Source organism: Roseobacter sp. AzwK-3b (assembly GCF_000170875.1).
Classification (GTDB): domain Bacteria; phylum Pseudomonadota; class Alphaproteobacteria; order Rhodobacterales; family Rhodobacteraceae; genus Roseovarius; species Roseovarius litoreus.
Map to the genome: position 1 here is coordinate 1 of NZ_ABCR01000020.1, position 23,451 is coordinate 23,451.

At 51.1% G+C, this 23,451-nt stretch carries 30 protein-coding genes; 20 read left to right on the forward strand and 10 right to left on the reverse strand.

The window, feature by feature from the left end:
• Positions 1–146 precede the first annotated feature (146 nt).
• Complete coding sequence (locus RAZWK3B_RS19820) at positions 147–551, forward strand: hypothetical protein (RefSeq protein ID WP_007818383.1); 405 nt, start codon at positions 147–149, stop codon at positions 549–551.
• The gene (locus RAZWK3B_RS19825) at positions 548–1,021 is read left to right on the forward strand and encodes a signal peptidase II (RefSeq protein WP_007818385.1); all 474 of its coding nucleotides are present in this window, start codon (positions 548–550) and stop codon (positions 1,019–1,021) included. The genes RAZWK3B_RS19820 and RAZWK3B_RS19825 overlap by 4 nt, the downstream gene beginning before the upstream one ends.
• Positions 1,022–2,077: 1,056 nt before the next feature.
• Here RAZWK3B_RS19825 and RAZWK3B_RS19835 read toward each other — a convergent pair.
• Positions 2,078–3,355: a hypothetical protein gene (locus RAZWK3B_RS19835; RefSeq protein WP_157132347.1), complete on the reverse strand. Its 1,278-nt coding sequence runs from the start codon at positions 3,353–3,355 to the stop codon at positions 2,078–2,080.
• Positions 3,348–5,048, reverse strand: a complete 1,701-nt coding sequence (locus RAZWK3B_RS19840) for a hypothetical protein (protein WP_007818391.1) — start codon at positions 5,046–5,048, stop codon at positions 3,348–3,350. Before RAZWK3B_RS19840 ends, RAZWK3B_RS19835 begins: the two co-directional genes overlap by 8 nt.
• 424 nt (positions 5,049–5,472) lie before the next feature.
• Between RAZWK3B_RS19840 and RAZWK3B_RS19845 the strand changes: the two genes are divergently transcribed.
• Entirely contained in the window at positions 5,473–5,973 is a 501-nt protein-coding gene (locus RAZWK3B_RS19845; RefSeq protein WP_007818393.1) for a hypothetical protein, read from the forward strand.
• A gap of 91 nt (positions 5,974–6,064) precedes the next feature.
• Here RAZWK3B_RS19845 and RAZWK3B_RS21975 read toward each other — a convergent pair whose 3' ends face one another.
• A complete protein-coding gene (locus RAZWK3B_RS21975) occupies positions 6,065–6,358 on the reverse strand; it encodes a DUF6626 family protein (RefSeq protein WP_353611299.1) in 294 nt (97 codons plus the stop codon).
• Positions 6,359–6,510: 152 nt separating this feature from the next.
• Here RAZWK3B_RS21975 and RAZWK3B_RS19850 point away from each other — a divergent pair, with 152 nt between their 5' ends.
• From RAZWK3B_RS19850 to RAZWK3B_RS19865, 4 genes are all read left to right on the forward strand, one after another.
• On the forward strand, positions 6,511–6,831 hold the full coding sequence (locus RAZWK3B_RS19850) for a DUF3768 domain-containing protein (RefSeq protein ID WP_007818394.1): 321 nt from the start codon (positions 6,511–6,513) through the stop codon (positions 6,829–6,831).
• 808 nt (positions 6,832–7,639) lie between these two features.
• A complete protein-coding gene (locus RAZWK3B_RS19855; protein WP_037296362.1) occupies positions 7,640–7,900 on the forward strand; it encodes a type II toxin-antitoxin system ParD family antitoxin in 261 nt (86 codons plus the stop codon).
• Complete coding sequence (locus tag RAZWK3B_RS19860; protein WP_007818396.1) at positions 7,897–8,232, forward strand: type II toxin-antitoxin system RelE/ParE family toxin; 336 nt, start codon at positions 7,897–7,899, stop codon at positions 8,230–8,232. The genes RAZWK3B_RS19855 and RAZWK3B_RS19860 overlap by 4 nt, the downstream gene beginning before the upstream one ends.
• A 141-nt stretch (positions 8,233–8,373) precedes the next feature.
• Positions 8,374–8,943, forward strand: a complete 570-nt coding sequence (locus RAZWK3B_RS19865; protein ID WP_007818397.1) for a tyrosine-type recombinase/integrase — start codon at positions 8,374–8,376, stop codon at positions 8,941–8,943.
• Positions 8,944–8,952: 9 nt separating this feature from the next.
• On the opposite strand, the gene RAZWK3B_RS19870 is transcribed toward RAZWK3B_RS19865, so the two are convergent.
• From RAZWK3B_RS19870 to RAZWK3B_RS20345, 3 genes are all read right to left on the reverse strand, one after another.
• Positions 8,953–9,294: a helix-turn-helix transcriptional regulator gene (locus RAZWK3B_RS19870; RefSeq protein ID WP_007818398.1), complete on the reverse strand. Its 342-nt coding sequence runs from the start codon at positions 9,292–9,294 to the stop codon at positions 8,953–8,955.
• 11 nt (positions 9,295–9,305) lie between these two features.
• Positions 9,306–9,557: a type II toxin-antitoxin system RelE family toxin gene (locus tag RAZWK3B_RS20840; protein ID WP_007818399.1), complete on the reverse strand. Its 252-nt coding sequence runs from the start codon at positions 9,555–9,557 to the stop codon at positions 9,306–9,308.
• A gap of 74 nt (positions 9,558–9,631) precedes the next feature.
• Complete coding sequence (locus RAZWK3B_RS20345) at positions 9,632–10,804, reverse strand: site-specific integrase (RefSeq protein WP_157132348.1); 1,173 nt, start codon at positions 10,802–10,804, stop codon at positions 9,632–9,634.
• A gap of 206 nt (positions 10,805–11,010) precedes the next feature.
• On the opposite strand from RAZWK3B_RS20345, the gene RAZWK3B_RS19880 reads away from it, so the two are divergent.
• From RAZWK3B_RS19880 to RAZWK3B_RS19905, 6 genes are all read left to right on the forward strand, one after another.
• Complete coding sequence (locus RAZWK3B_RS19880; RefSeq protein ID WP_007818402.1) at positions 11,011–13,989, forward strand: beta strand repeat-containing protein; 2,979 nt, start codon at positions 11,011–11,013, stop codon at positions 13,987–13,989.
• 203 nt (positions 13,990–14,192) lie between these two features.
• Positions 14,193–14,435: a DUF6447 family protein gene (locus RAZWK3B_RS20845; protein WP_007818404.1), complete on the forward strand. Its 243-nt coding sequence runs from the start codon at positions 14,193–14,195 to the stop codon at positions 14,433–14,435.
• Positions 14,413–14,640: a hypothetical protein gene (locus tag RAZWK3B_RS21360; protein WP_037296356.1), complete on the forward strand. Its 228-nt coding sequence runs from the start codon at positions 14,413–14,415 to the stop codon at positions 14,638–14,640. Before RAZWK3B_RS20845 ends, RAZWK3B_RS21360 begins: the two co-directional genes overlap by 23 nt.
• Before the next feature lie 17 nt (positions 14,641–14,657).
• Positions 14,658–14,864 carry a DUF6447 family protein gene (locus RAZWK3B_RS19895; RefSeq protein WP_007818408.1) on the forward strand — a complete coding sequence of 69 codons (207 nt, stop codon included), beginning with the start codon at positions 14,658–14,660 and terminating at the stop codon, positions 14,862–14,864.
• A 164-nt stretch (positions 14,865–15,028) separates the two neighbouring features.
• Positions 15,029–15,433: a hypothetical protein gene (locus RAZWK3B_RS19900; RefSeq protein ID WP_007818411.1), complete on the forward strand. Its 405-nt coding sequence runs from the start codon at positions 15,029–15,031 to the stop codon at positions 15,431–15,433.
• Positions 15,430–15,903: a signal peptidase II gene (locus RAZWK3B_RS19905; protein ID WP_007818413.1), complete on the forward strand. Its 474-nt coding sequence runs from the start codon at positions 15,430–15,432 to the stop codon at positions 15,901–15,903. The genes RAZWK3B_RS19900 and RAZWK3B_RS19905 overlap by 4 nt, the downstream gene beginning before the upstream one ends.
• Before the next feature lie 356 nt (positions 15,904–16,259).
• On the opposite strand, the gene RAZWK3B_RS19910 is transcribed toward RAZWK3B_RS19905, so the two are convergent.
• Positions 16,260–17,123 carry a hypothetical protein gene (locus RAZWK3B_RS19910; protein ID WP_007818415.1) on the reverse strand — a complete coding sequence of 288 codons (864 nt, stop codon included), beginning with the start codon at positions 17,121–17,123 and terminating at the stop codon, positions 16,260–16,262.
• A gap of 118 nt (positions 17,124–17,241) precedes the next feature.
• On the opposite strand from RAZWK3B_RS19910, the gene RAZWK3B_RS19915 reads away from it, so the two are divergent.
• Positions 17,242–18,141, forward strand: a complete 900-nt coding sequence (locus RAZWK3B_RS19915) for a hypothetical protein (protein WP_007818417.1) — start codon at positions 17,242–17,244, stop codon at positions 18,139–18,141.
• Positions 18,142–18,366: 225 nt separating this feature from the next.
• Here RAZWK3B_RS19915 and RAZWK3B_RS21365 read toward each other — a convergent pair whose 3' ends face one another.
• Both RAZWK3B_RS21365 and RAZWK3B_RS19920 read right to left on the reverse strand, forming a co-directional pair.
• Positions 18,367–18,813: a hypothetical protein gene (locus RAZWK3B_RS21365; RefSeq protein ID WP_157132349.1), complete on the reverse strand. Its 447-nt coding sequence runs from the start codon at positions 18,811–18,813 to the stop codon at positions 18,367–18,369.
• Between the two features lie 461 nt (positions 18,814–19,274).
• Positions 19,275–19,607, reverse strand: coding sequence for a DUF6626 family protein (locus RAZWK3B_RS19920; RefSeq protein WP_007818421.1), 333 nt, complete (start codon positions 19,605–19,607; stop codon positions 19,275–19,277).
• 166 nt (positions 19,608–19,773) lie between these two features.
• Here RAZWK3B_RS19920 and RAZWK3B_RS19925 point away from each other — a divergent pair, with 166 nt between their 5' ends.
• The 6 genes from RAZWK3B_RS19925 to RAZWK3B_RS19950 all read left to right on the forward strand — a co-directional run bounded on the left by RAZWK3B_RS19925 (position 19,774) and on the right by RAZWK3B_RS19950 (position 22,961).
• The gene (locus RAZWK3B_RS19925) at positions 19,774–20,094 is read left to right on the forward strand and encodes a DUF3768 domain-containing protein (protein ID WP_007818423.1); all 321 of its coding nucleotides are present in this window, start codon (positions 19,774–19,776) and stop codon (positions 20,092–20,094) included.
• An 842-nt stretch (positions 20,095–20,936) separates the two neighbouring features.
• On the forward strand, positions 20,937–21,197 hold the full coding sequence (locus tag RAZWK3B_RS19930; protein WP_037296367.1) for a type II toxin-antitoxin system ParD family antitoxin: 261 nt from the start codon (positions 20,937–20,939) through the stop codon (positions 21,195–21,197).
• On the forward strand, positions 21,194–21,529 hold the full coding sequence (locus RAZWK3B_RS19935) for a type II toxin-antitoxin system RelE/ParE family toxin (protein ID WP_037296358.1): 336 nt from the start codon (positions 21,194–21,196) through the stop codon (positions 21,527–21,529). The genes RAZWK3B_RS19930 and RAZWK3B_RS19935 overlap by 4 nt, the downstream gene beginning before the upstream one ends.
• 140 nt (positions 21,530–21,669) lie before the next feature.
• Positions 21,670–22,236: a tyrosine-type recombinase/integrase gene (locus tag RAZWK3B_RS19940; protein ID WP_007818435.1), complete on the forward strand. Its 567-nt coding sequence runs from the start codon at positions 21,670–21,672 to the stop codon at positions 22,234–22,236.
• A gap of 96 nt (positions 22,237–22,332) precedes the next feature.
• On the forward strand, positions 22,333–22,560 hold the full coding sequence (locus RAZWK3B_RS19945) for an AbrB/MazE/SpoVT family DNA-binding domain-containing protein (protein WP_007818437.1): 228 nt from the start codon (positions 22,333–22,335) through the stop codon (positions 22,558–22,560).
• Complete coding sequence (locus RAZWK3B_RS19950; protein ID WP_007818439.1) at positions 22,557–22,961, forward strand: type II toxin-antitoxin system death-on-curing family toxin; 405 nt, start codon at positions 22,557–22,559, stop codon at positions 22,959–22,961. Before RAZWK3B_RS19945 ends, RAZWK3B_RS19950 begins: the two co-directional genes overlap by 4 nt.
• A 272-nt stretch (positions 22,962–23,233) precedes the next feature.
• Here RAZWK3B_RS19950 and RAZWK3B_RS20850 read toward each other — a convergent pair.
• A partial coding sequence (locus RAZWK3B_RS20850; RefSeq protein WP_157132350.1) for a type II toxin-antitoxin system RelE/ParE family toxin occupies positions 23,234–23,451 on the reverse strand: 218 nt, incomplete at its 5' end.

Genomic DNA, 23,451 nt, shown 5'->3' on the forward strand with positions numbered 1-23,451 from the left:
GACCATGCTCTGTGAACGGATTGTATAGGTATCATGGCAGAAAAAGCAGCAGTGATCATCGCACTGGTTCTGATCTGCAGCATTGGCTTGGTGGTTGCAGAACCGTTCATGATGAACGAGCCCTTGGAATGGGATGAGATAGACTGATGCGCTGGCTGGGTCACATGATGCGTTTTCTACTGCTGCTCCTGTCGCGAGTGACACTGATCGGCGCAGTTGTTGGCGGGATCGCAGCGGCCTGGGGCTATTACGGGTATCAGCGCATCGGGTGCCATCCCATGTTCTCGTCGGCCAATATCGAGTGCGGAACAGTACAGGTAATGTCTGCCGAACATTCGCTGGCCATGGTGCGTGTTCTGGCCCCATACCAACAACAGCTTAGAGACAATCAGACCGAATTGATGCTGTATGGCGGTATCGCGCTACTCTGGGCTGTCGTGATTGAGTTGGCGTTCGGGGTATTTGCGATCATGCGTCGCCGCCGAACGAAACGGGATTTGTTCAAAGGCGCGACGGACATCAAAGCGGAAGAGAGCACCGGTCCACTATGAGCACTGACGAAGAACCGATCCCGGTTTTTGTTTTAGCCGTCACCACGATTTGCATATTTCTGCTGTGCCAAGCCATCACCTATTACCTGACCGCACATGCGAACCTGCCCGTACAGGTGTTTTCCACGCCCATGCTGGAGCTTAACCTGGTGCACTCGGAAAATCGCGGTGTGAACTTTGGCTTGATGGCCGGCGACAATGGCAGCAATCAATTTATCCTGGCCGGTATCGCCATCGTGGTTGGCGCGGTAATGGCCACGATACTGCTGGGCAAGCGGCGAGTGTCTCACGCCATTGCGGGCGGTATGATCTTCGGCGGTGCGCTGAGCAATGTGATGGATCGACTGACCTTCGGCTACGTGTTCGACTATATCAACACGCCGTTTCTGGGTTTGACCAATCCGTTCAGCTACAACATCGCCGACATCTTCATTGTGCTGCCCATCATCTGGTGGATTTTCAAATCGTGAGGGCACAGAAACGATGATCAGTATCTGACCCCGCGTCACTATACTGGTAAACTGTTTGCCCCAGAAAAACTGGCCTGTTGACCCGTTCGTCAAGAAAACTGCGAAATCCCCGCACACAGCACGTCTCGGTTGTTGGCCGCTACATGGTATACTGAGCGGCATGGTCCGCGCATAGCAGGGCTCTGACAGCGTGTCGTTGACGCTGGACGCAACCCCAAGCGTACTCTGCCCAGTCAATTACCAGTATTTGAGCGCACCGCTGACGGGATGGGTGTAACGGGCACAGTGACGCTGGATCCGATCCAATTGAGATGCGCCTCAAGCTCGTCTCGGAGTTGATCGCTCAGTTTGAGCGTCTTGCGACTTTTCTTGGTAGAGCTGACCACAACAAGGGACCCTTCAGCTATCCGGTCCCGGATAAAGTTTTGCATTGTGAGATTTGTACGCCTGTTCGATCTGACACGAGCAACGTAGTCTCCGATGCCGTAATCGGGATCGCCGTCACAGGTATAAATCACCAAGAGCAGTTCCCAGTACTCGACAACGTGGGTGAATTTATAAAGAAAGGTCGTGCGCTTCCTGCTCGCCAAACGCTGCAGTTCGCGTCTCGCCATGATTTTTGTGAAACACTTTCCCATATATATTTAATACCAAAATGGGACATGGATACCAAAGTCTACTTTGCATAATAAACCTATGATTTTCATAACAATCATGGACTTGATCGCTGTGTGGTGCAATCAGAGCGCGAAGCGCGGTCGATCTATTGAGTATTAAAGTGCAACAGGTGGTGTGATTATGACGCAGTCATGGACGACGTTGTTCCGTATTTGTAACGAAGCTCTGCTTGCAACCGCGCTACCCGGATAGATGCACAATTGTTCAGGCGGCTGCACGATTCTTCAGCAGTTGCCTTCTTGGAACGAGATCGGTTGCGTTGCCCGCATTTGCGCAGCAACAGTACCTGACTTTGCCAGTCGGGTTTAATTCAAAAAGTGATGTTTTGCGCCACAAGCGCCGTGCTTTTTGTGACGTGTATTGGCTCAGCCGTTGGCATCAACAAAGAGCTTGTTCGATCTTGCTCAAATTGTCTTGCACAACTTTGGGAATTCGCTCTTCATCACGCTTTTCAGGGTGAAACACGAGGTCGCAAGCGTCAACAGCTGCACGGTGATAAACGTACATGTTGTGGTTGGTGAGCAGCTGATGGCTGAACGTGTCAAAAAACTTCACGTCCCAGCCGCTGCGCTTGGCGTGAAAATCATTGATGCTGATTGTGCGGGTTATTGGTGACACAATGTCTTGCAAATAGCGAATGTCGCTATCACTCGTAAACTTTGGGTTTTGTGGATATTCCACAGCCGGTATACGCCACGTTTTATAGTCTGCCGTAAGTTCAGGGATTTTAGCTATTGTTTGATAGATGCCGGACATTTGAAATGGCGAGCTGCTATCAAAACTTACTTGCAGATTTTCATTCCCGGTAGCTTTGCGCAAAGCTTTTTGGATGGCGGTATAGTAAACGGCGCTTTCCGGCGGTGATGCCATAAGAATGTGTATCCATTCACACTTGTCCAGCTTGTGGTCGTCCAAAAGCTTTTTCATCCAGCTGAGCACGGGGTCGATGCCATTTCTCGTGCCGCCGCCAAAGGCCCAACCTTCAAAGTCAAAATCTTTCACAGCGTCATACCAGGCGTCGCCAGTGCCATCCCCTACGTCCTGTAAAACGTTGAGGTATTTTGCTTTGGCGCCGGTGGCTTTGCCGCGATTGTCCGCAAAATAACGCAAGTTCTCCACGCTGAGGTCGATCAGTTGTTGAGCTGAAAGATTGGAAAACGGAGATTTGAGCGAGCTATCTTTAAGCAAAAACAACGGCATATCCAGTGTCATTGCGAAATCACTGTAATGATCCAGCCAACGCAAAACGTTGTCCCGAATGCTGCGCTGTGAAATCCAGCGCTTGAAAATAATTTCTGGACGCTCAGCATCTGCGATCCAATCACGTGTCGCAGGGAGTTTACCAGTGGCCACTTGGTAGCCGCCGCTGTCGCCAATGACGACAGTATTGGCCTTGTCTCTTGTACTGACGATGTCGGGCTGAGATATGAACGAAGAGTCAAACTGTCCCGCGCTGTAAAGAACATATTTGCAATGCCAAAAACGGCTTTTGGGATCAAAAAAATCCAGATCACGTAATCGCATTTTAGCGGGTAAGTCGCCACCTCGAACTGACGTTTTCGGGCGCAGCGGATATGCTGCGTACTGCTTCTGCAAGCTGGGAAGATAGATTGCGTATCCAGTATATCGATCTGTTAGATTCTCGCCATTAAGCATCTTGCGCTCCATAAGCTAAGAAAGCGGTCGTGTCTTTGCTGCCGTCTTCTGTCACAGCGGGGATGAACGTCTCATATTCCGCCAAGTCGGTGCTGTAGGCGATTTTCATTACATGTGCGTTGGCACTGATTTCCACATTTGCAGATGACAGCGGCATGTAAGGAAGCGCAGAGAACACCATCGCAAGGTCTTTAGGAGAACATTGGAAAACCGGTTCGCGAGCGGTGAGTGTTGCAGATGCTGAATTTTGAAACAGTGTTGCATGGTCCCTTTGGTACCCGGCTGCAGTGCCGTCCCACCAATGTTTCAACGTCAACTCGGTACTGCTGGGTATCAGCGCAACACGCTGCATCTGCTTTTTGTTGAAAAGCCCTTTGGTGTGCGTGAGCCAGTTATCGATACAGGTTGCGTCGAAGTTTTTGAGCCATTGTTTTTGTGCTGAAATTTGCCAGGCAGTCTCTGCTAAAGCATCGTCGCGAACATCTGTTTGCCAGCGAATGAAGGCATCGTCTGTAGCGAATTCGTAAAAGTAAAGACTGCGTTCATGTTGATCGATTTCACTTTTGATGGGCAGCTCTAACGCGGCTTTGGTGTCGCTTCTTGCCTTTCGCAAGCCGCCTAGAGTATTCACGTGGTAGACATCAAGTTTTTGTTGTCCAAGCAGATCTGTTTCAATCCAAAATCGATCCGTCCCCCGCAAGCGCAGTTCTTGCGTTGCCAAGGTCAAGTTGTGGGGCTTTATGCGTGTGACCAAACCTGCGTCAGTGACAATGTGACTGACCAAAATGTCGCCATGATCAGGACGAATACGCAGCTGGGTATTTTGTTTGACATGCGTTTTTGAGGCGCTGATGCTGCCATTGGCGTCTGCTGTGTCAATTTCCACAATTGCTGGTGTGAAGAACTTTTGGCGATATGGTTCGAGTTTTTGCGGCAAGGTGTGGGGCTCGATACTTTCGGCAAGTAGGCGCAGTTCGGGATCAACTTTGGCGCGATCGATATCACGAGCTGCCCAAAAAGCTTGCGAAATCACATCGTCTTTGTAGGTGGAGCTTAGAATGTCGATATCGCCGCCGCTGTTGCGTCGACCGATCAAAACCACGTAGCCATCGTCATCTGTCACAGCTGTATTAACGGTTGCTGAGGCAAGTGGTGTATGTGTTTGCGCTGAAGCTTTGCGGCGGGTGATAACAGACGTAGGGATTGGCGCTTGCTGAGTTTTAGGGCTGGTTTTGCGGGGAACTGACCCTGTGTCTTCTTCTAGTTCCAGCTCTTTTTCGCTCAACTGTTTTTCGCCGCGTAAGCCTTTCAGCCCGCCTTGTGCGTTAATGTAGTTGATCAAATCTGCTCTTGGTTCAGGAAAGCGTTCTGGATTATCTGAGAACGTTTGGTCAAGCGCCGTTAGCGATTTTGCCCAATTGCTGATCGTGCTTGCTTTCGTGCTGGTGTCGATGTTCCAAATCAGTCGCACCAGCGGGTAGAAATTTGGTTGGTTCCCTTGCCCTTTTTTAAATCGGATGCCTTCGCGGGCGTAAAGCTTCGGCAGATAGTTTTTAGCCGACTGTGCGTCGCGCCACCATAGGTAAGCGTCGACGATAGCTTGGTGCAGTAAATACCTACTGCTGACATAGCGTGAGGTCTGCTTTTCAGCCAAGAGCCGCAGTTCTTCCAAGCGTGTTTCCAGGTTTGTCACAGTGCTCTCCGCAAATGTGCCGCAATACCCAACCGGGACAGTCGGGATTACTTCAATAAGTGATGTTTCGAAAAAAAATTGTCCGGCATGCAATCACATCAACGCTGATAAATATATCTAAATAACAGCCTGATCTTTCAGGTCAGTGGGGTTAACTCAGGCTCCAAGTAGGATTAAGCGATGCGAGTGAACGAAGTTGTGACCAAGGCCAGTAAAAGACCAGCTGGCACCAAACCAAAACAGAAAAACAATAAAACGGACTGGGAGCGCAATGTCACCCGATCCCGCAGCAAGCGGCGACAGTTTGACAGTCAAAAGCCCATCAAGCCAATTGCGCTTGATTAGCTCTACACGCTCGCTCTCAAAAACTGCATGGCCATGGATTCGTGTTTGTTGTCGTGCCAGCAATAAGGAATGACGCAAGATGTTTTTGTACCCTGAGCCTCTTTTAACGCGAGAGCAGTTGAAGCAGCATTTCCCTGACGCTGTCGCGGAACTGGACAAGTGTAATACACTTGCTGAATTAGAACAGTTTCACAAAAACGCTGCGAAGGGGCCAATGCAGGTCGTGCGTCACACAAGGGCGCGACTCATATATGCGCGGTTGCCGACTGATGCACTGCCTCTGGAGGATCAGTATACCGAAGACTGCGTTGCGGAGCGATTATACTGGGCAGCTTATGCTTTGAAAAGAATCGATGCGACAACGCGGAGACTTGTCAAAGATCACGGATATCTAGGCGGTATGGTGGCGCAATTGCAGCCTATCTCGAAAGTGGGCACTGGAAATTTCGTGGTCTTGAAAAAAGAGTCGTCCGTTGAATGCACAGCTGAGTACTGTGTTTGGAAATGGGGCTTGAAGCATGTGGAGCAAGATCTACGCAATGCTTTGCACCAAGTAGCTCAGTCAAATAATTTCACGTAAGAAATCTTTGCGCTGTGACGGCAAGGGGCTGCAAAAGCACCACCCCAAAAGCATAAGTACTTGCCTGTGAGATTTTGTAACTCGGAAATATTCACTGCAAATTGGGGTTTGACCATGTGGGTTCAGCCTGCCATTTCCTGCGTGCCTGATCGTAAAGTGCTTGCTCAGTGACGCGATGCAATCTGCCGAACTCGCTGCTGTGAAACTGGTGACTGGGATCTGGGCTGTCGCTGAGCCGCTTTGAGAAATAAGCTAATTTACTTGCCAATACTGCCAGAGCATCTGCGCTTGGATAACTGTCTTGAAAGCGCAAAGTACGCATGTAGCATGGCGACTTTGCCAGCCAGCAGCGACAAAACTCTGTTTCGCCGCTGACCACATTCATTGATTTGAGGTGTTACAACACGTGATCGAGAACCAGTTTCGACATCAATACTCCTTTTTACTGTTATTATTTATCTGTGGTCCTGTGTTGTGGTCGCGATCCTGACAGCAAGACCATACACTTGACATGTGATCACAGCGCAAGGTGATGGGATGGCGACACAAGAGCGGGTGCGGGATTTGAATGATCGCGCTCGTCGCACCTTCCAAAACTGCCACGTTGTGATCACACCCGGTATAGACAGCCTTGATGATGTCCATGCAGTGTTGCGCCAGGTGCAACAGTTCAATGATTTCACCGAACACAATGACCCGTTTCAGGAACACGACTTCGGCTCGTTTCAACATCAAGGCCACGTGATTTTCTGGAAATGGGATTACTATGACTTGGACATGTCCATGCATTCACCTGATCCCAGTGACCCTGCTGTAACAGCACGTGTGCTCACTGTGATGTTGGCAGACGAATATTGATCCTCACGCCATTATTTGGGCAAAAGTGATCAAGCATATCGAAGTGATACAACATATCTGCTTCGCATCTATGTGCTGCTCTTGCTGTTCGCGCTTGCTGTCGCTGCGCCTCACAGCTCAATCGCCGCTGTTTGTTTTCAACTCGAAGAGCTCAAACACATCGAATGAATTACGTGATTGAATTTGTTTGATTATTGTCTTTTGGCAACTGCAAAGAGCCATCAGACCAACGCCTATTTAGGCGTCGGTCTAAAAGCGCATCGCTGCAATCTGCAGTCGCGCATCAGGCTGTGTAACTGAACCCAAAATTGGGAAGAGCAGGTTTTGCGATCATCTCTATTACCAGCTACCACGCAAACACAGGACCCACACAGCAGGGCTGTCCTGTGTCATCACGGTTCTCTTGCGAGGTTGTCACCCGTGTCACTTTTGCCGAGCGTTCCCGGCCAACCATTACGACTTCGCAAACGTTATATCACTTCCAATTTTTCAGGATAAAAGGATGTCTCTCCAGTGGGACTGCGTTTAAGGCATCCTGCGCTGAGCACAGGGTAGTGCGAAGAAGACGAACAACGAGCAGTTCGGATTTACTCACCGCCTCACATCAGGACGGATTTGCAGCACAATTATCGTCGGCGTGCTAACCTTGATCTCGTTTGTAGCCTGTTCCGGAGCCTGAATTCAAAATTGCCTGACATGTTTATTTATCAACTTGAGTGTAAAAGCGGTTTAAAAGTGGCTATTTTCTGCTTGTGATCGACAGGGGTGCAGCATTGGCATAATATGGCAAGGAGAGATGGAGGTAGAGATGGTCACTCGCAACGTGGTTCTGACACAGGAGCAGGCTGACTTGGTTGAGCGCCTCGTGAATTCGGGCAGATTTCAGAATGCAAGTGAAGCATTGCGGGCTGGACTTCGCTTGCTTGAGCAGGAAGAAGGCCATGTGGTGGACTTGCGCGAGCGTCTTATGGCCAGCTTTCAGCAGATGGAGAACGCTCAGTTTGTAGACGGTGATGGCAAGGATGTTGTGCGCCGAGCCTTTTCAGCCGCACGAGCCCGAAAAACATGAGCAAAACATGGCGTTTGACTGAAAAGGCCGAACAAAGCCTGTACGAGATCGCGTTATGGACTTTTGAGACCTTTGGCCCGCGTCAAGCAGATGCTTATGAGCAGGACATTCTGGTAAAATTGGATGATATTGCGTCTAGCATCGCGCATAGCCAAAGCTGCAGCATTTTGCTTGGCAGCGACATAAGTGAAGATGTGCGTTTCGGGCGTGTTGGCGCCCATTACCTGATTTATGTGGAGTTGGCTGACAGTTTCGTATTGTTGGATGTTCTACACCAAAGTGTCGACCTACCACGTCGCTTGGCACATGTGCTTGGCAAAACTCATATTTGAAAACCTCAGAGAATGCACAAACTCTGACATTTTCACGTAAGTCATTGAAAACATTTATGGCGCAGCGGTGGCAGGTTTCGGTCGCCCAAACATAATGTCAGAATTTATAGTCAAACACATGAAATTATGAGGTTTTTAGCAATGGCGCAGGCACAAACATTTTCCGACACGCAACTGAAAAGGATCCTGCACTGGTGCAGCACACGGCGCCATCCAACACGAGATCGCACCATTGTGCTCACGAGCTTTTATGCAGGATTGCGGGCCAAAGAAATCGCTGCACTTAAGGTCGGAGATGTATACGACGACCAAGGCGCGGTACGTGACCAGTTCACGCTCACAGCAGCACAGGCCAAAGGCGGTAAGTCACGTACAGTGTGGATCAATCGCCGTTTGCGAAGGCAATTGGTGGAATATCGGGATGCAGTACTGGGTAGCAGATCTACTGCAGAGCCATTGTTCGTCAGTCAAAAAGGTGGTGCGTTTTCGGCAAACACCATGACGCAGCTGTTCTTGGTGATCTACAAGTCAGCAGGCTTTGCCAATGCCAGCAGCCACTCCGGCCGTAGATCATTCATCACGAACCTCGCCGCCAAATCGGTCAGTGTACGTGTGCTGGCGGAACTTGCGGGCCATAGCTCAATTCAAACAACCCAACGCTACATCGACGTGAACCCCAAGCAGATGAGCGAGGCCGTTGAATTGCTGTGAATTGAGCAATTAAATAAGGTCATCAACCGTGACGGCCAAAGCATCTGCCAGTTTGCGCAGTGTTTTAACAGAACCTGTCTTGCGACCGATTTCAATTTCTCCAACAGTCACGCGGTTTACGTCCGCCTTTTCCGCCAATGCGGCCTGTGTATAGCCACGCAGTTCACGATAAACTCTCAATGCATTTTCACCGTTTAAAAGCCGATTGACAAATTCTGCGGGGATCAGCTCGTCGTCACCTCTGTCCAAGGCAGCTATGGCGTTGTCATAGGCTTTGAGATCAGCGAGGTCTTCTGCTGCCGCGCATAGCCGATCGTATTCCTGCTTTGTGATTGTAACCATGTCGTTCATGTTGTTTCCCTTCAGTCATAGACGCTGCTGCGATGCCCAATCTCAAGTACGGCCAAGACGTTACCCTGATTATCCATAATTACTCGCCAGTCGCCTACTCGCAGACGCACCCCCTCACGACCTTTCAGTGCCTTGATATTATTGTTCGGAGCAGCGGGATTGCTTGCGAAAGCTTCGATCTTTGTCCGGATAAGAGATGATGTATTTGCTGGCACTTTGCGCAGGGTACGCAAAGCCGATTTCGTATATCTAATCTCTTTCATTGCGCAGCTCTAGGCTACAATAGGCGATGTGTCAAATAAATAGTAGCGTTTAGCTACAGATCTTGCATTGGGCATCACTCCAGCCCATACCCGGCATCCACCAACTTGACGGCTTCATGCAGACGCTCACTGGCCAGATGCGCATAACGCTGCGTGGTGGTAATGTTGGTGTGCCCAAGCAGCTTCTGCACTTCGTAGATGCTGACACCCGCATTGATCAGGGTGCTGGCATAGCTGTGGCGCAGGTCATGCAATCGAACATCAGTCAAATCGGCTTCCGCCCGCACTCGTTTCCAGGTCTCCCAAATATTGTGATAGGGCTGAAGGGTTTGGGGATTGGCAAATACAGTGGAGACTGAGCGGGCTTGCTTGCCGAAATGGCGCTGCTGATACGCACGGGCCTGCTCCAGAATATCAACAGCGCGGTCGCTGAGAATGACTGTGCGCGGTCGACCGTTTTTGCTGATGGGTATGCGCCATTCCTGCCGCGCAAAATCCACATGTGCCCAGTCTGCGTTGAGCACCTCGCTTCTGCGAGCACCGGTGTAGAGCAAAAACAAGATGGCAAGATTTACGGGTGTGGCACCGCGGCGCTGCAAAACGGCCTGCAGTCTGTGCGCTTCCTCGCGCGACAGGAACCGCTCATGGCGGGGGTGATCAGGCAGCAGGTTGGGTGGTTTCTGAAGACTGCTGTGGATTTTACAATACCCCCAGTCGTCCGCGCGTCGGAGCATGCCCCGCAAGATCACCACGGTTCGGTTGACCGATCCTGGTGCATAACCCAAGTCCTGCATTTCCTTGGTGAGTTTGCGCAGATCATCCTGGCAGATCGTGTGCAGGTGCCGATGCCCGTATCGGATATGATATGTGCTGCGATACAGTTGCACGATATTGGTGCTGTTTCGGCGGTAGGTTTGATACCAGGGCAGGAAGTGGTCACGGTAAAACTGATCCAGCGTCATGCTTCGGACGGGCTTGGTCAGATCATCCACGGTGGCACCTTGGCTGATGCGCTGCTTGTGTTCCAGACACAGTGCACGGGCTCGTTCGGTTGAGATTTCTGGAAAGCGTCCCAGCTTGATCACCCGCATCTTGCCGTCGATGCTGCTGCGTAGATTGAACGTGGCCGAGCGTTTTCGGATTTCCACGAAGAAGCCTTTGATCACGCTATCGGTTATAGAGCTGCGATCTTGCGTTAGCTGGTGTTGGTGGCGTTGGATGACGCGATCTGTGAGCCGAGTTTTCATATTGTGCCCTTTTCAGCACTTTATGGCCTGATCGGAAAAGTCGCGATTGAAAAATTCCCTCAGTCACACCAATAGGTTGCGCTAAGAAAAATTGTCCACATGCGCTCGTGGAATAGCGAAACGCATGTCGCGCTGGATTTTGCTGGAGTGATCTCCTTGCAACGTACTGATTTCGTTGAGGGAGCTGTCCATGTGCCGTTGCTAACATGGCTAAAGACTTTGCGGAACTCAACCGCTTGGAAAACGAGGCTGGTATTCAGGCACCTGAAGCCGGCACGAAAGAACAACTTGTCAACAAATTCGTTAAGGCATGGGAAAACGAAACGGCACGGCGTGCTGTTAAAGGTGGTACTGGCCTTTCCATGGCACTGACACTGGCTGCATGCGGTGGATCCAGCGGTGGTGTGGTTTCGACCCAGGGTACGGCTACCACCAATGACGCTGCTACCACCAATGACGCTGTTGATGGGGCTCCGCTCGATACACCTGTGTTGGGTGCAAACGACATCCAGCTGACCGCTCAGGAACTTCGGACGTACGAGGGTACGACTGGCAACGATACATTTGTTGCTGGAACTGAGACCAACGCGCTTGGTGGGCAGCTGGCAACGCTAACGCCCGGCACAACTATTGATGGGCTTGCGGGTACTGATACGCTGAATATTCTGGCGGTGACCGGGGTCAACGCTCTTGGTAATCCTGCAAACGCAAACGCTGCTATTCCTGCGACAATGACGATTCAGGGCGTTGAGATTGTCAATGTCTACTATCAGGCGGACCCCGCCGGCGTAGTCGCTGTTGATGGCTCGCTGGCCGACGCGTCCAACTATGATGGCGTTGAGCAGCTGTGGCAGATTAACTTTGCCGACAATGTGACCGAGCTTGGCGCGGGAACGACCGCTGGTTTCAGTAACCTGTCTGGCTTTGGATTTACGGATGTCGACGCAACTGCAACCGCCACTTCTGCAACGATCGCTCTGGACAATGTGGCGGACTCCCTAAGCTTTGCCGTATTCGGCAACAGCTTGAACACCGTCACAGTCGCGGCGTCTGGCGACGGCGTTGTCGCAGCTACGGATGGTGATAACGTTGACTTCATTACTTTGGAGTTTAATGGATCGGCCACGGCAGAAACATTCACGCTGAACAGTGATGTCGATGTGTCGCTTGGTGCCACGTTTGGTTCTTTTGAACGTGTCAATTCAGCAGTTACCGCAATTGACGCTTCCGGTTCAACCGGTGGCGTGGAGCTGGGTGACGACGCAGCTTTCACTAACATCGACACCGTCACGACTGGCGCAGGTGATGACACCATTAATTTTGGTGCAACAGGGCCGGTAACGGTATCTACTGGTGCTGGGCAAGACGTGGTCATCATTGGCCGTGGAATTGCATCAACTGATACCATCGATGGTGGCGCCGATGGTACTGATGATGTCTTCAACGGCGACTTAGTCGTTCTGCGCGGTAATAACCAAAGCTTCACAAATGCTACGGAGGTCGCCGCGCTCGACGGTGTGACGAATGTCGAAATCCTCGGTTTCGTCGACGCCAAATTTACTGTCGACCAGTCTTTGGTTTCGCAGAGCCAGTTTATCGTCGCGGACTTGGACGCTCCTGCTGGTGTAGCAAGTGATTTGACCATCACAAACGCATCCAGCGGTGTGAGCGTGGGGGCGATTAACGGCGACAACGTGGCTGTCAACCTTATCGATGTCACTGTAGCTGGCGCAGGAACGACTGACGAAGTTACCGTCAATCTTCTCGGTGAACGTGACGGTGGGGCTGATGAAGCTGCATTTGCTACTGTCACAACCACGGGTGCTGAGACCGTTAATATCGCATCGTTCGCAACTCCTGACGAGATTACTGGTGCCGCGTTCACAGGCCAAAATGCTGTAGCGTTGAATGCTGGTGCTGCTGCTGAGGCAGTTGAGTACGTGCTGTCAGGCGCCGGGGATTTGAGCGTTAGCGCAGGCGGTGGCACAGGGTATGGAACAGGAAGCTCTGTAAATGCAGCGGCGCTGTCTGGTGATCTGACGGTTTCGGCGACAGCCGATCTCCTCGATATCACCGGTGGTTCTGGTGATGATGAGATCACTGCGGTTACTGCTGAAGCGTTTGACCTCGATGGCGGTGCGGGCAGTGACACACTGAATGCAGCTGCAGACATGACGGCGGGTACATTCACTGGTTTTGAAACTCTCAGCATTGATACTGGCGTCGCCGCCAATTTCCTTGCGTCACAGTTGACCGGACAAACTCTGGACGTGACCGATGGCGATGATTTGGTGATCGGTGGTGCCGGTGCCTTTGGCAATGACGTTGATGTAAGCACTATCGATTTGTCAGGTCTGACCTTTGCTGACGCGACAGACACCGTGATTGTGGATCTGTCAGACTCAACCGCTGCGTTGGCTGGTAGCCAGTTTACGCTGACTGGCACAAATGCTGCTGACGAGGTTACCGGTAGTGCCCAAATCGATAATATTTCGACCGGTACAGGTAATGACTTGGTCAACGCAGGTGATGGTGCTGACGTTATCGATGGCGGTATTGGCGTTGATACACTTAATGGTCAAGCCGGTGCTGATAACATCACCGGTGGTGAAGGTGATGACATCATTGACGGTGGCGCCGATGTTGACACCATCAACGGTGGTATCGGTAATGACAAAATCACTGGTGGTGCCGGTGCAGACGCTATGACCGGTGGTACCGGTGCAGACACCTTCGTCTTTGCCCCTGGTGATAGCTCCGAAGCGGCTCGGGACACGATTGTTGACTTTTCGGCTGTTGCCGATGTGACAGTAGCGGATACGCTTGACCTGACTTCGACGACTATTACTGCTGACGTGGCTGCTGGTGCTGCTGTTGATGTCTCAGCCGCAACAACCGCTGCCGGTGATACTATAACTGCCACTGTTACAGACGGTATCATCACACTTGGCGGCGCAGATGCCGCCGCCGTGAACACATTTGCTGAGTGGGTTGAAGCTGCTGAGATTGTTCTCACTGACTTGGCGAATACGGCAGATAGCGCTGGTTTCGAATTTAATGAGAACACCTACGTTGTGGAATCTGACGGCCTTAATCAGACCATTAACGTTATCGAACTGACTGGTGTAACAGGGATTGAGGCCCTCAGCTTGACTGAAGCCGCCAATACCGTGCATATCGCTTAACCAACATTGGCCTCGCCGCGCGCGGCGGGGCCAACTCATTCCATATGCCGAGTTAAGGATATGAATCGCCCCTTACCTCTGCATCTGTACGAGTACCGCTGAAAATACGCTCCTTATGGTTACAGCGAAGAAGATCCTCAGGGCCTCCTGGGGGTCTTCTTTTGAACATGGTGCAACTGGATAAAAACTAGGAGAACCACAACATGGCGAATGCTGACCTCCCAGCTCCCAAAATCTCGATTGATGGTGCTGAATACGAGCTGAGTTCGTTGACCGAACAGGCACGAGCTCAGATGCAGAATATTCGATTTTGCGAAGAACGGATCCGGCAGCTGGAAAGCGAATGGGCCATCGCTGATACCGCTCGTCTGGCTTACAGCCACGCCCTGCAATCTGAGCTTAAAGCCAAAAAGGCTGTTTTGCATGATCAAGACATTGAAGCTTGATGATCAAGACTACGATGTTTCGACACTGAGTGAGGCAGGTCTAGCAAACTTGGCTCAGTTCCAGCACGTGACCTCACAGTTGCAAGAAGCCCAGAACCTGCATGCCGTGCTGACCAAAGCGCGTCACGCTTATATCGCCGATCTCAAAAACGAAATCGTCAAAGGCAAGAGTGGCGTTGATCTCAGCGCCCTGTTTGATGATTAACTCAAAAGGAAAATACCATGCCCAAGATCACCGTAGACGGAACCGAATACAACAGTGAAGACCTCAGCGACAATGGCAAGGCACAGCTGGCAAGCCTGCAGTTTCTGGAACAGCAGATGGTGAAGCTGAAAAGCGAGATCGCCGTGTATCAGACGGCCCGAAACGCATACGCACAGGCGCTTAAGGCCGAGCTGGACAAAGCGCAGCAGAGCGAAGATGCCTGACCCTGTTGGTGTGAAGAGAACCTTGTTCTTTACGTGGATTGCTTAGGTGCCATGGCGGGAAAAGCAGCAGTGATCATCGCACTTGTTATCATCTGCAGCATCGGCTTGCTGGTTGCGGAACCGTTCATGCTGAATGAGCCTTTGGAATGGGGCGAGATCGACTGATGCGCTGGCTTGGCCAAATTTTGCGATTCCTACTGCTGTTGTCGTCACGTGTGGTGATGATCGGTGCCGTGTTAGGTGGCGCAGCAGCGGCCTGGGGATATTACGGGTATCAGCGCATCGGCTGTCATCCCATGTTCTCGTCGGCCAATATCGAATGTGGCACAGTACAAGTGATGTCCGCCGAACATTCCCTGGCCATGGTACGTACTCTGGCACCATACCAACAACAGCTGAGAGACAATCAAACCGAGTTGATGCTTTATGGTGGTATCGCGCTACTCTGGGCTGTTGTGATCGAGTTGGCGTTTGGGGTATTTGCGATCATGCGTCGCCGCCGTGCTAAACGCGATCTGTTCAAAGGCGCGACGGACATCAAAGCGGAAGAGAGCACCGGTCCACTATGAGCACTGACGAAGAACCGATCCCGGTTTTTGTTTTAGCCGTCACCACGATTTGCATATTTCTGCTGTGCCAGGCCATCACCTATTACCTGACCGCACATGTGGACCTTCCAATACAGGTGTTTTCCACGCCCATGCTGGAGCTCAATCTGGTACACTCGGAAAATCGCGGTGTGAACTTTGGATTGATGGCTGGCGACGACAGCAGCAACCAATTCATCCTGGCCGGTATCGCCATCTTGGTTGGCGCTGTCATGGCCACGATCCTGCTGGGCAAGCGGCGAGTGTCTCACGCCATTGCAGGGGGTATGATCTTCGGAGGTGCGCTGTCCAACGTGATGGATCGGCTGACCTTCGGCTACGTGTTCGACTATATCAACACCCCGTTTCTGGGCATGACCAACCCGTTCAGCTACAACATCGCCGACATTTTCATTGTGCTGCCCATCATTTGGTGGATTTTCAAATCATGAGTACACAGGAACGGTGACCAGTATCTGACCCAGCGTCACTATACCGGCGTCGGCCTTGTTCAAATAAAATACTGATCACAGCGGCTATTCGTTATAAAACCCGTCAAATCCCCGCACACACTGCGCCAAAGCTGTTGGCCGCTACATGGGGTGCGGGTTGGGCATGACCGAGCACGACATGCGCAGCACAGACCGTGTATGATGGCCAAGTAATTGGTTTATCGCTGTTCCACGAGGAACAGCGGCAACGGACATGACGGGTCATTTGAAACTGCGTCAACATGATTGACTTTGTTCCTCGCGGAACATTTTAAGGGTCAGGCTTGTGCTGGTACATTTAAAACACGCAAAAGTTGCTACCGCTTTTCACGCTTTGGAAACTCACCCCAAACCACATTGTCTATGTATTGCTTCGCAATCCGCAAGTGCCGCTGCACAGCAAGGCGCTTGGCGCGACGGTTGGCTTTTTCCAAGTCCTTCACTGTCAAACCCTCTGCTTTCAAGCTGGCAATCTCCGCTTCGCTATATGGTAGCTTGGCTGGGACTGACGCAACGTCGAACAGATCAGCATCATCGGCCTGAGGATTTTCAACCTTAGCATCCCACACACGCAAATGCTGATACAAGGCAGGTAAGCTGGGACGTGACCCAACCTTATATTTTGCATGTGACCTCACGCGGCGACGCTTTGTAAGTCTTTGCGCCAGCTCCACGTCGCCGCCTGTGCGGTCCAAATATTTTCCATAATGGTACGCTGCACGGCTTTTGGATATCCGCACCAAATCACGCACACGGCGAATGATGTCGGTTTCGGAATAGCGCATGTCAATTTGAACAAACTCAATAAACCCACTTCGCGGAATGTTTTCGCCCTTTTCCACTTTACGTTTGTTCATCAGAAACGCGGAATGGGGCTCTGCAAACAGATCAAAATACTGCCCCCACCAGTCCGCAAAATCCAGTTCGTGCACGTTACCAAACACAGCGAACTGTTCAGCGTAATCTCCCACACCATTTTTTTGGCAGGTCGCAAAGTAGCCTGCATGCCTGCGTAAATATTCATACCAAAAATAATACACCGAGCACTGCCAATCCGGCGCCTCTGCATAAGGCGGATTGACATGCTGCATCCTAAACACCCGGACGTTTTCAAATCGAGGCGGAGGATGGTGGAACTTCGCCAGTTCAAGCCTTCCTACATACTGCTCTGCAATCTGCATCTGATGCCATTTGGATTAATTCTTGCGACGTCTTAAAGGCCTCATTTTCTATGAGACAACTTTATTCGTCAGTCAATGGTGGCTGGCACGACAAGCACTTAACAAAAGGAGATATCTTATGCTTGATCATCAAAACACAACTATCGCAACAACTGCTAACGACGACACTGCAGCACAGACAAGCTATTACGGCACAGCTGGTGCTGACGCAGGCAACGTGCGCTACGATCCTTTCGCAGCAGGTCAACTGTCTGCAGAACACGGACTGGCGGACATTGACACTATCAAACCGCGTTCGCGTGATCAGTACGTTGCGCTGTTCAAAAAGACAGAAGAGCGTACAGCAAAATCAACGCTGCAAATGTGTCGCGTGGTCTACGAAGCGCAACAATCGCTGCAAGAACACGAGTTTGCAGATTTTTGCACAGCTGTTGGCTACAAAGACACAAGCTCTGTCATTCGCAAATTCTGCGCAATCGGTAAGTTGCAACCGCGTCTGGTCAATCACGCAGCATTCATGCCGCACGAGTGGACAAAAATTTACACACTCACGCAAATCCCTGCGCAGCTGTTCGAAAGCTATGTTGCTGAAGGTACAGATTTTCGCGGACTTACAGGTAAGCAACTGAAAGACCTTGTGGACGCAACGCGACCGGAAACAAAACAGCTGTCAACACTGCTGCCGCGCGACAAGGACAGCAACAACTTCGTGTTCGCAAAGCTCACGTTCGACAAAACATTTGTGGACGCATACGACTGGCGTGCCGTTAAAAAAGCACTTGCAGAAGTCGAAAGTCGCTTGCCAATCAAAGTGCAATTCGTTGCAGCTGCAGAAAAAGCGTATCAACAAACAGTCGCGCATCGCTATACGCAAGCAAAGCAAAATGCTCGCAAAACTGAGTTTAAGCCTGCGTTGTGGGACTTCGGTATCGAAGCAGCACAGGATAATCTCAAAGACGATCCCGCAGACGCAAACACAATCGATAGCAGTGCAAGCACAACAAAAGCCATCGAATAAACTGCGCAGTTAATTACGTCTTCAAGCAGTCGCTCTCGTTGTGGGAGCGACTGTTTTTTGTTCCACGTTGATCAGCGTCAGTTTGTTGAGGCCTGCACTGGAAACTGCGTCAACATGGTTGATTTTGTTCCTCGTGGAACATTTTCAATGCCAGGGTTGTGGCTGTTGTCGACACACTCCTAAGAGTTGTTTTCTCAGCTCAACCCGTCTGATTTGGGATCAAAGCTAACTCTGCGCTTCATACGCTCGCATCATCTTTAATCGTGCGTCTTCAAGCGCATCGATTATGCTCTTTGTCGCGCGAAGACACTCACCTTCTTGAAGCCAAAAGTCACTTAACAGCGGTTCGCCTTGCTTCTTAGGCTTGGCCGCGTAGCGAATAGCGTGGCCCATCATTTGTTCTGGTGACAAGTATGCACGTCCCGTGACCAGCTTTAGGCCGGGTCGCCATGATAGCGTGCCAAAATTACGGAGTACTTTCCTGCCCAAAAGATGACCGGGAATGGCCACACGAAGATCGCCGCCATGTGTCCGAGTATGGTGTGAAAAGCTATCGTTACGCAGGCTGAAGTGGGATTTGATGTTTTCAATCAGTAGCTGAACAGAGGAAGGCGCACTGGCAAGGCGGCGTCGATACATTTCTTCAGGACTTGGCTTAAGGCTGGATATCACGTCGTTCTCCTTTTACTCTGCGGCGAGATTAAGTCATTGTCCCGAGGCAGGCCAGTGCTACACCCAAACCCAAATTTTGAATTTTTCTCGCCACCAGTGATGAAGTATACTTGTTGGGGGCTATGCGCACCTCTCCTTAATTTGAGACGACATCAATCACTACCAGTATATGGCAACCTCAGCTCAACTCTTCCGGCTTTGGCGTATTGAAAGGCCGCTTGCGCTTGGGCTTTTTAAAATTGTCCCCATCGGGCGACTTGCGCGGCTTGGGCTTGGCTGGCTTGGGTATGGGCAACGGCTTGGGCTTGGGGTGCCGTTTCCATATCCCCTCCCGCACAAGCTCACTTATACGCATACGGGATTTCCCGTAGTGTGGGGTGGCTGCAAACGACCACTCCAAAACGATAAGTAACTGGCCACAAGATTTCGCGCGGCAGAGATTTTGACGTGCAGGGGGAACTTCACCCGCATAATCCCATGCGCTCCGCCGTCATCCATTTTGAGCGTGCCAGTTGATCTAACTCTGACAAGCAAAGACCACGTAGCTCGGTGAACTTCGCAGCCATGCTGTGATTTTCTGAATTTGGGGATTTGGCGAGATGCTCGGCATAATAACCCAGCTTGCTGGCACAGGTGACCAGCGCATCAGCACTTGGCGTTCGATTGTGGAAACGCAGCACACGCATATAGCTGGGGTCTTTGGCCAACCACGCCGTGCAAAACTCCCTGTTGCTTGAGATGATGTTGAGTGCCTTCAATTCCAAACTGACCTGTTCCAAAACCTGATGTGCCATGTGTTCTCCCGTTGATTGTGCATTTATTTATCCGACAATGTCAGTGTGAGGCGCCGTAATGTCCCTTAAGTGCCGGAATTTATTCACATTTGCCTGTCAGTTTCCGGTCGCCCTAAACCGCAGCTGACCATACGCTTGTGCTGTGATTGCAACATGGAGCACGGGGATGACGGCGACGGAGCGTGTGCGGGACTTGAATGACCGCGCTCGCCGCACCTTCCAAAACTGCCGCGTTGTGATCACGCCGGGTATTGAGCAATTGGATGACCTGACAGCTGTGCTAAGAGCTGTGCAGCTGTTTGACAAGTTTACCGCCGACAATGATCCCTATGCCGAGCACGACTTCGGCGCATTCCATTGGCATGACGTTCACGTGTTCTGGCAGTTCAGCTATTACGATGTGGATTTGCAGCAGCTGTCACCCGATCCAAGCGATCCCGCTGTCACAACTCGGGTCTTAACTGTGATGCTGGCCAACGAATATTGAAACGACCTCGTTCGAACAGGTCATTCTGTGTCACTTGCTCGTTCACGCCATTCGGCTGGCCTAAATGATTGTAATGTTTCAGCAAGATAACACATCTGCGTTGCATCTGTGTGCTGTTCGATCTGTTCGCGCTTGCTATCGCTGCGCCTCACTGATCGTCACCGCCTTTTGTTTCACATCGAACTCGCTCAAACAGCAGTGGTGATTTACGTGATGTGTTTTGAATGAATGTTTTCTTTTAGGGACTGCAATGAGCCATCAGACCAACGCCTATTGAGGCGTCGGTCTAAAAGCGCATCGCTGCTGTCTGCAGTCGCGCATCAGGCTGTATTACTGAACCCATTTCAGGGAAGAGCAGGTTTTGCGATCATCTCTATTACCAGCCACCACGCACATATAGGACCCATACAGCAGGGCTGCCCTATACGATCACGGTTCTTTTTGAGGTTGTCACCCGTGTCACTTTACGCCGAGCGTTCCCGGCCAACCATTACGACTTCGCAAACGTCAAATCACTTCCAATCTTTCAGGATAAAAGGATGTCTCTCCAGTGGGACTGCGTTTTAGGCATCCTGCGCTGAGCACAGGGTAGTGCGAAGAAGACGAACAACGAGCAGTTCGGATTTGCGTACCCCCTCACATCAGGAGGGATTTGCAGCACTATTGCAATCGGCGTGCCAACCTTGATCTCGTTTGTAGCCTGTTTCGGTGCCTGTTCATCAACTTGCCTATATGTTTATTTATCAACTTGCGCAAAAAACCAGCTCAAAAGCGGTGATTTCGGGCGTGATAGACAACCCGGCCGCATTGGCATAATATGCCAGCAGCATATGGAGGCTGATGTGGTCACACGCAACGTCGTTTTAACGCAAGAACAGGCTGATTTGGTTGAGCGCCTTGTCAGTTCGGGCAGGTTTCAAAATGCAAGTGAAGCGTTGCGGGCGGGGCTGCGATTGCTTGAGCAGGAAGAAGGCCATGTGGTTGAATTGCGTGAGCGTCTTATGGCCAGCTTTCAGCAAATGGAGCACGCTCAGTTTGCAGATGGCGATGGCAAAGATGTTGTCCGTCGGACATTTTCAGCTGCGCGAGCGCGACAATCATGAGCAAAACCTGGCGTTTGACCGAACACGCTGAACAAAGCCTGTTGGAAGTCGCGCTGTGGACTTTTGAAACCTTCGGCCCTCGTCAGGCCGATGCCTATGAGCAAGACATCCTCACCAAAATGGATGAAATTGCCAATGGCCTCGCGCACACCCAAAGCTGCAGCGTTTTGCTTGACAGAGACTTACGCGAAGATGTGCGTTTCGGGCGTGTTGGCTCCCATTACCTGATTTATGTGGAATTGGCTGACAGTTTCGTTTTGTTGGATGTTCTGCATCAAAGCGTCGACCTCCCACGTCGCTTGGCACATGTGTTTGGCAAAACCCAAACTTGAAACCTCAGAGAATACACAAACTCTGAGATTATCGCTTAAGTCATTGAATTCATTGCAGGACCAATTCCCGCCATTTCTGGTCGACCTGTCAAAACCTCAGACTTTATAGTCAGATACATGAATTCATGAGGTTTTATGGAATGGCACAAGCACAAACACTTTCCGACGCTCAACTCAAACGCATCCTGCAATGGTGCAGCACACGTCGACACAGCACACGGGATCGCACCATTATCCAGTTCAGCTTTTACGCAGGGCTGCGCGCCAAAGAGCTGGCAGCGCTCTCACGCGGTGATGTCTATGACGAGGAAGGCAGGGTGCGGGAACAGTTCACGCTTTCAGCAGCCCAAGCCAAAGGCGGCCGCTCACGCACGGTCTGGATCAACCGCCGTTTGCGTCGTGTGTTGGAGGAGTATGCTGCACAGCTGAACATAACCAATCCTCAACAGCCATTGTTTGAGAGCCAAAAAGGTGGGGCGTTTTCTGCAAACACAATGACGCAACTGTTTTTGGATATCTACAAGGCGGCAGGCTTTGCCCATGCCAGCAGCCATTCCGGTCGCAGATCGTTCATCACCAACCTCGCTGCCAAATCCGTCAGCGTGCGTGTGCTGGCAGAGCTTGCAGGTCATAGCTCAATCCAAACCACCCAACGCTATATCGACGTGAACCCCAAGCAGATGAGTGACGCGGTGGAATTGCTTTGATGCTGGACAAAGCGCCAATTCACTTTGAAACCTGTCCTCTTGAGGGTTATGAATAGCTTGGTTATATAATAAACGTTACATACCTGGAGGACCCTAATGCAAACACTCAAGATCACAACCGTCGGCGCTTCGTCTGGTGTAATCCTCACAAAAGAGATTATGGCTCAATTGAAAGTCAAAAAGGGTGACACTCTGTATTTGACAGAAACTGCAGATGGCGGCTATCGGCTGACCCCTTATAATCCTGAGTTTGCACGGCAGATCGCGTTGGCAGAAGAGATCATGCATGATGATCGTGAAATTTTGCGGGCGCTGGCCCGGTGAATGATCGCCCGAAGTCACCGCAGCAAGATTGGCGCTGGATTGATATTTCGGTGATTAATGCCATCCATGATCGCCAACTGGCCGAGCACGGAGGCTCTGAAGGCGTTCGTGATCTTGGTGCCATCCAAAGTGCTCTGGCTCGCGCCATCAACACTGCGCTGTACGAAGAAGCCGACGCTGCTGAGTTGGCGGCCGCTTATGCACATGGGCTTGCCAAAAATCATGGCTTTGTTGATGGCAACAAGCGCACGGCATGGATTGCCGCGCGGCTATTTCTTCTCGACAATGGCTACCGGATCAGCTTTGACCCGCTTGACGCTATTCGAGTGATGGAAGGGGTGGCATCCGGCACTGTGAGCCAGAACGAGCTTGCGACCTGGTTTCGCACAAAACTGACATAGAGCGACAACAAAAACAATTTGCTGTGTTCCTCGTGGAACATTTCAGGTATCAGAGTTGTTCTTTCTTGATTGTCACTCGTTATGCATGTGCCGCTCGCGCCCATACTGCACATCCAGCAGCTTGACGGTTTCATGTAGACGCTGAGATGCCAGGTGCGCAAACCTTTGCGTTTTGACAGAACTGGCGGGGCAAGCTCGATCCAAACCACCCAACGCTACATCGACGTGAACCCCAAGCAGATGAGTGACGCGGTGGAGCTGCTGTGACAAGTTTAATGTGATGGGCTGATATGGCGTGGAATATCCATCGCTTCATGCAGCACTCGGACGATTATGATTTTCTCGTCGGTCTGTTCAAAAATAATCAAATGCCGGCCTGTGGCGCTCTGCATGAGATTACGCTCACTGTTGCTCACTGGCTTACTGAATGCAGCTGAATGCGCAATTTTCTGAACATGTGCGTTTAGTTGATCAGCGTAGCGTTTTGCCT

Excerpts from the sequence above, each read along its gene's own strand:
- RAZWK3B_RS19820 (WP_007818383.1), top strand. The coding sequence starts at position 147 with ATGCGCTGGCTGGGTCACATGATGCGTTTTCTACTGCTGCTCCTGTCG.
- RAZWK3B_RS19825 (WP_007818385.1), top strand. The coding sequence starts at position 548 with ATGAGCACTGACGAAGAACCGATCCCGGTTTTTGTTTTAGCCGTCACC.
- RAZWK3B_RS19835 (WP_157132347.1), bottom strand. The coding sequence starts at position 3,355 with ATGCTTAATGGCGAGAATCTAACAGATCGATATACTGGATACGCAATC.
- RAZWK3B_RS19845 (WP_007818393.1), top strand. The coding sequence starts at position 5,473 with ATGTTTTTGTACCCTGAGCCTCTTTTAACGCGAGAGCAGTTGAAGCAG.
- RAZWK3B_RS21975 (WP_353611299.1), bottom strand. The coding sequence starts at position 6,358 with ATGAATGTGGTCAGCGGCGAAACAGAGTTTTGTCGCTGCTGGCTGGCA.
- RAZWK3B_RS19850 (WP_007818394.1), top strand. The coding sequence starts at position 6,511 with ATGGCGACACAAGAGCGGGTGCGGGATTTGAATGATCGCGCTCGTCGC.
- RAZWK3B_RS19855 (WP_037296362.1), top strand. The coding sequence starts at position 7,640 with ATGGTCACTCGCAACGTGGTTCTGACACAGGAGCAGGCTGACTTGGTT.
- RAZWK3B_RS19860 (WP_007818396.1), top strand. The coding sequence starts at position 7,897 with ATGAGCAAAACATGGCGTTTGACTGAAAAGGCCGAACAAAGCCTGTAC.
- RAZWK3B_RS19865 (WP_007818397.1), top strand. The coding sequence starts at position 8,374 with ATGGCGCAGGCACAAACATTTTCCGACACGCAACTGAAAAGGATCCTG.
- RAZWK3B_RS19870 (WP_007818398.1), bottom strand. The coding sequence starts at position 9,294 with ATGAACGACATGGTTACAATCACAAAGCAGGAATACGATCGGCTATGC.
- RAZWK3B_RS20840 (WP_007818399.1), bottom strand. The coding sequence starts at position 9,557 with ATGAAAGAGATTAGATATACGAAATCGGCTTTGCGTACCCTGCGCAAA.
- RAZWK3B_RS20345 (WP_157132348.1), bottom strand. The coding sequence starts at position 10,804 with ATGAAAACTCGGCTCACAGATCGCGTCATCCAACGCCACCAACACCAG.
- RAZWK3B_RS19880 (WP_007818402.1), top strand. The coding sequence starts at position 11,011 with ATGGCTAAAGACTTTGCGGAACTCAACCGCTTGGAAAACGAGGCTGGT.
- RAZWK3B_RS20845 (WP_007818404.1), top strand. The coding sequence starts at position 14,193 with ATGGCGAATGCTGACCTCCCAGCTCCCAAAATCTCGATTGATGGTGCT.
- RAZWK3B_RS21360 (WP_037296356.1), top strand. The coding sequence starts at position 14,413 with ATGATCAAGACATTGAAGCTTGATGATCAAGACTACGATGTTTCGACA.
- RAZWK3B_RS19895 (WP_007818408.1), top strand. The coding sequence starts at position 14,658 with ATGCCCAAGATCACCGTAGACGGAACCGAATACAACAGTGAAGACCTC.
- RAZWK3B_RS19900 (WP_007818411.1), top strand. The coding sequence starts at position 15,029 with ATGCGCTGGCTTGGCCAAATTTTGCGATTCCTACTGCTGTTGTCGTCA.
- RAZWK3B_RS19905 (WP_007818413.1), top strand. The coding sequence starts at position 15,430 with ATGAGCACTGACGAAGAACCGATCCCGGTTTTTGTTTTAGCCGTCACC.
- RAZWK3B_RS19910 (WP_007818415.1), bottom strand. The coding sequence starts at position 17,123 with ATGCAGATTGCAGAGCAGTATGTAGGAAGGCTTGAACTGGCGAAGTTC.
- RAZWK3B_RS19915 (WP_007818417.1), top strand. The coding sequence starts at position 17,242 with ATGCTTGATCATCAAAACACAACTATCGCAACAACTGCTAACGACGAC.
- RAZWK3B_RS19920 (WP_007818421.1), bottom strand. The coding sequence starts at position 19,607 with ATGGCACATCAGGTTTTGGAACAGGTCAGTTTGGAATTGAAGGCACTC.
- RAZWK3B_RS19925 (WP_007818423.1), top strand. The coding sequence starts at position 19,774 with ATGACGGCGACGGAGCGTGTGCGGGACTTGAATGACCGCGCTCGCCGC.
- RAZWK3B_RS19935 (WP_037296358.1), top strand. The coding sequence starts at position 21,194 with ATGAGCAAAACCTGGCGTTTGACCGAACACGCTGAACAAAGCCTGTTG.
- RAZWK3B_RS19940 (WP_007818435.1), top strand. The coding sequence starts at position 21,670 with ATGGCACAAGCACAAACACTTTCCGACGCTCAACTCAAACGCATCCTG.
- RAZWK3B_RS19945 (WP_007818437.1), top strand. The coding sequence starts at position 22,333 with ATGCAAACACTCAAGATCACAACCGTCGGCGCTTCGTCTGGTGTAATC.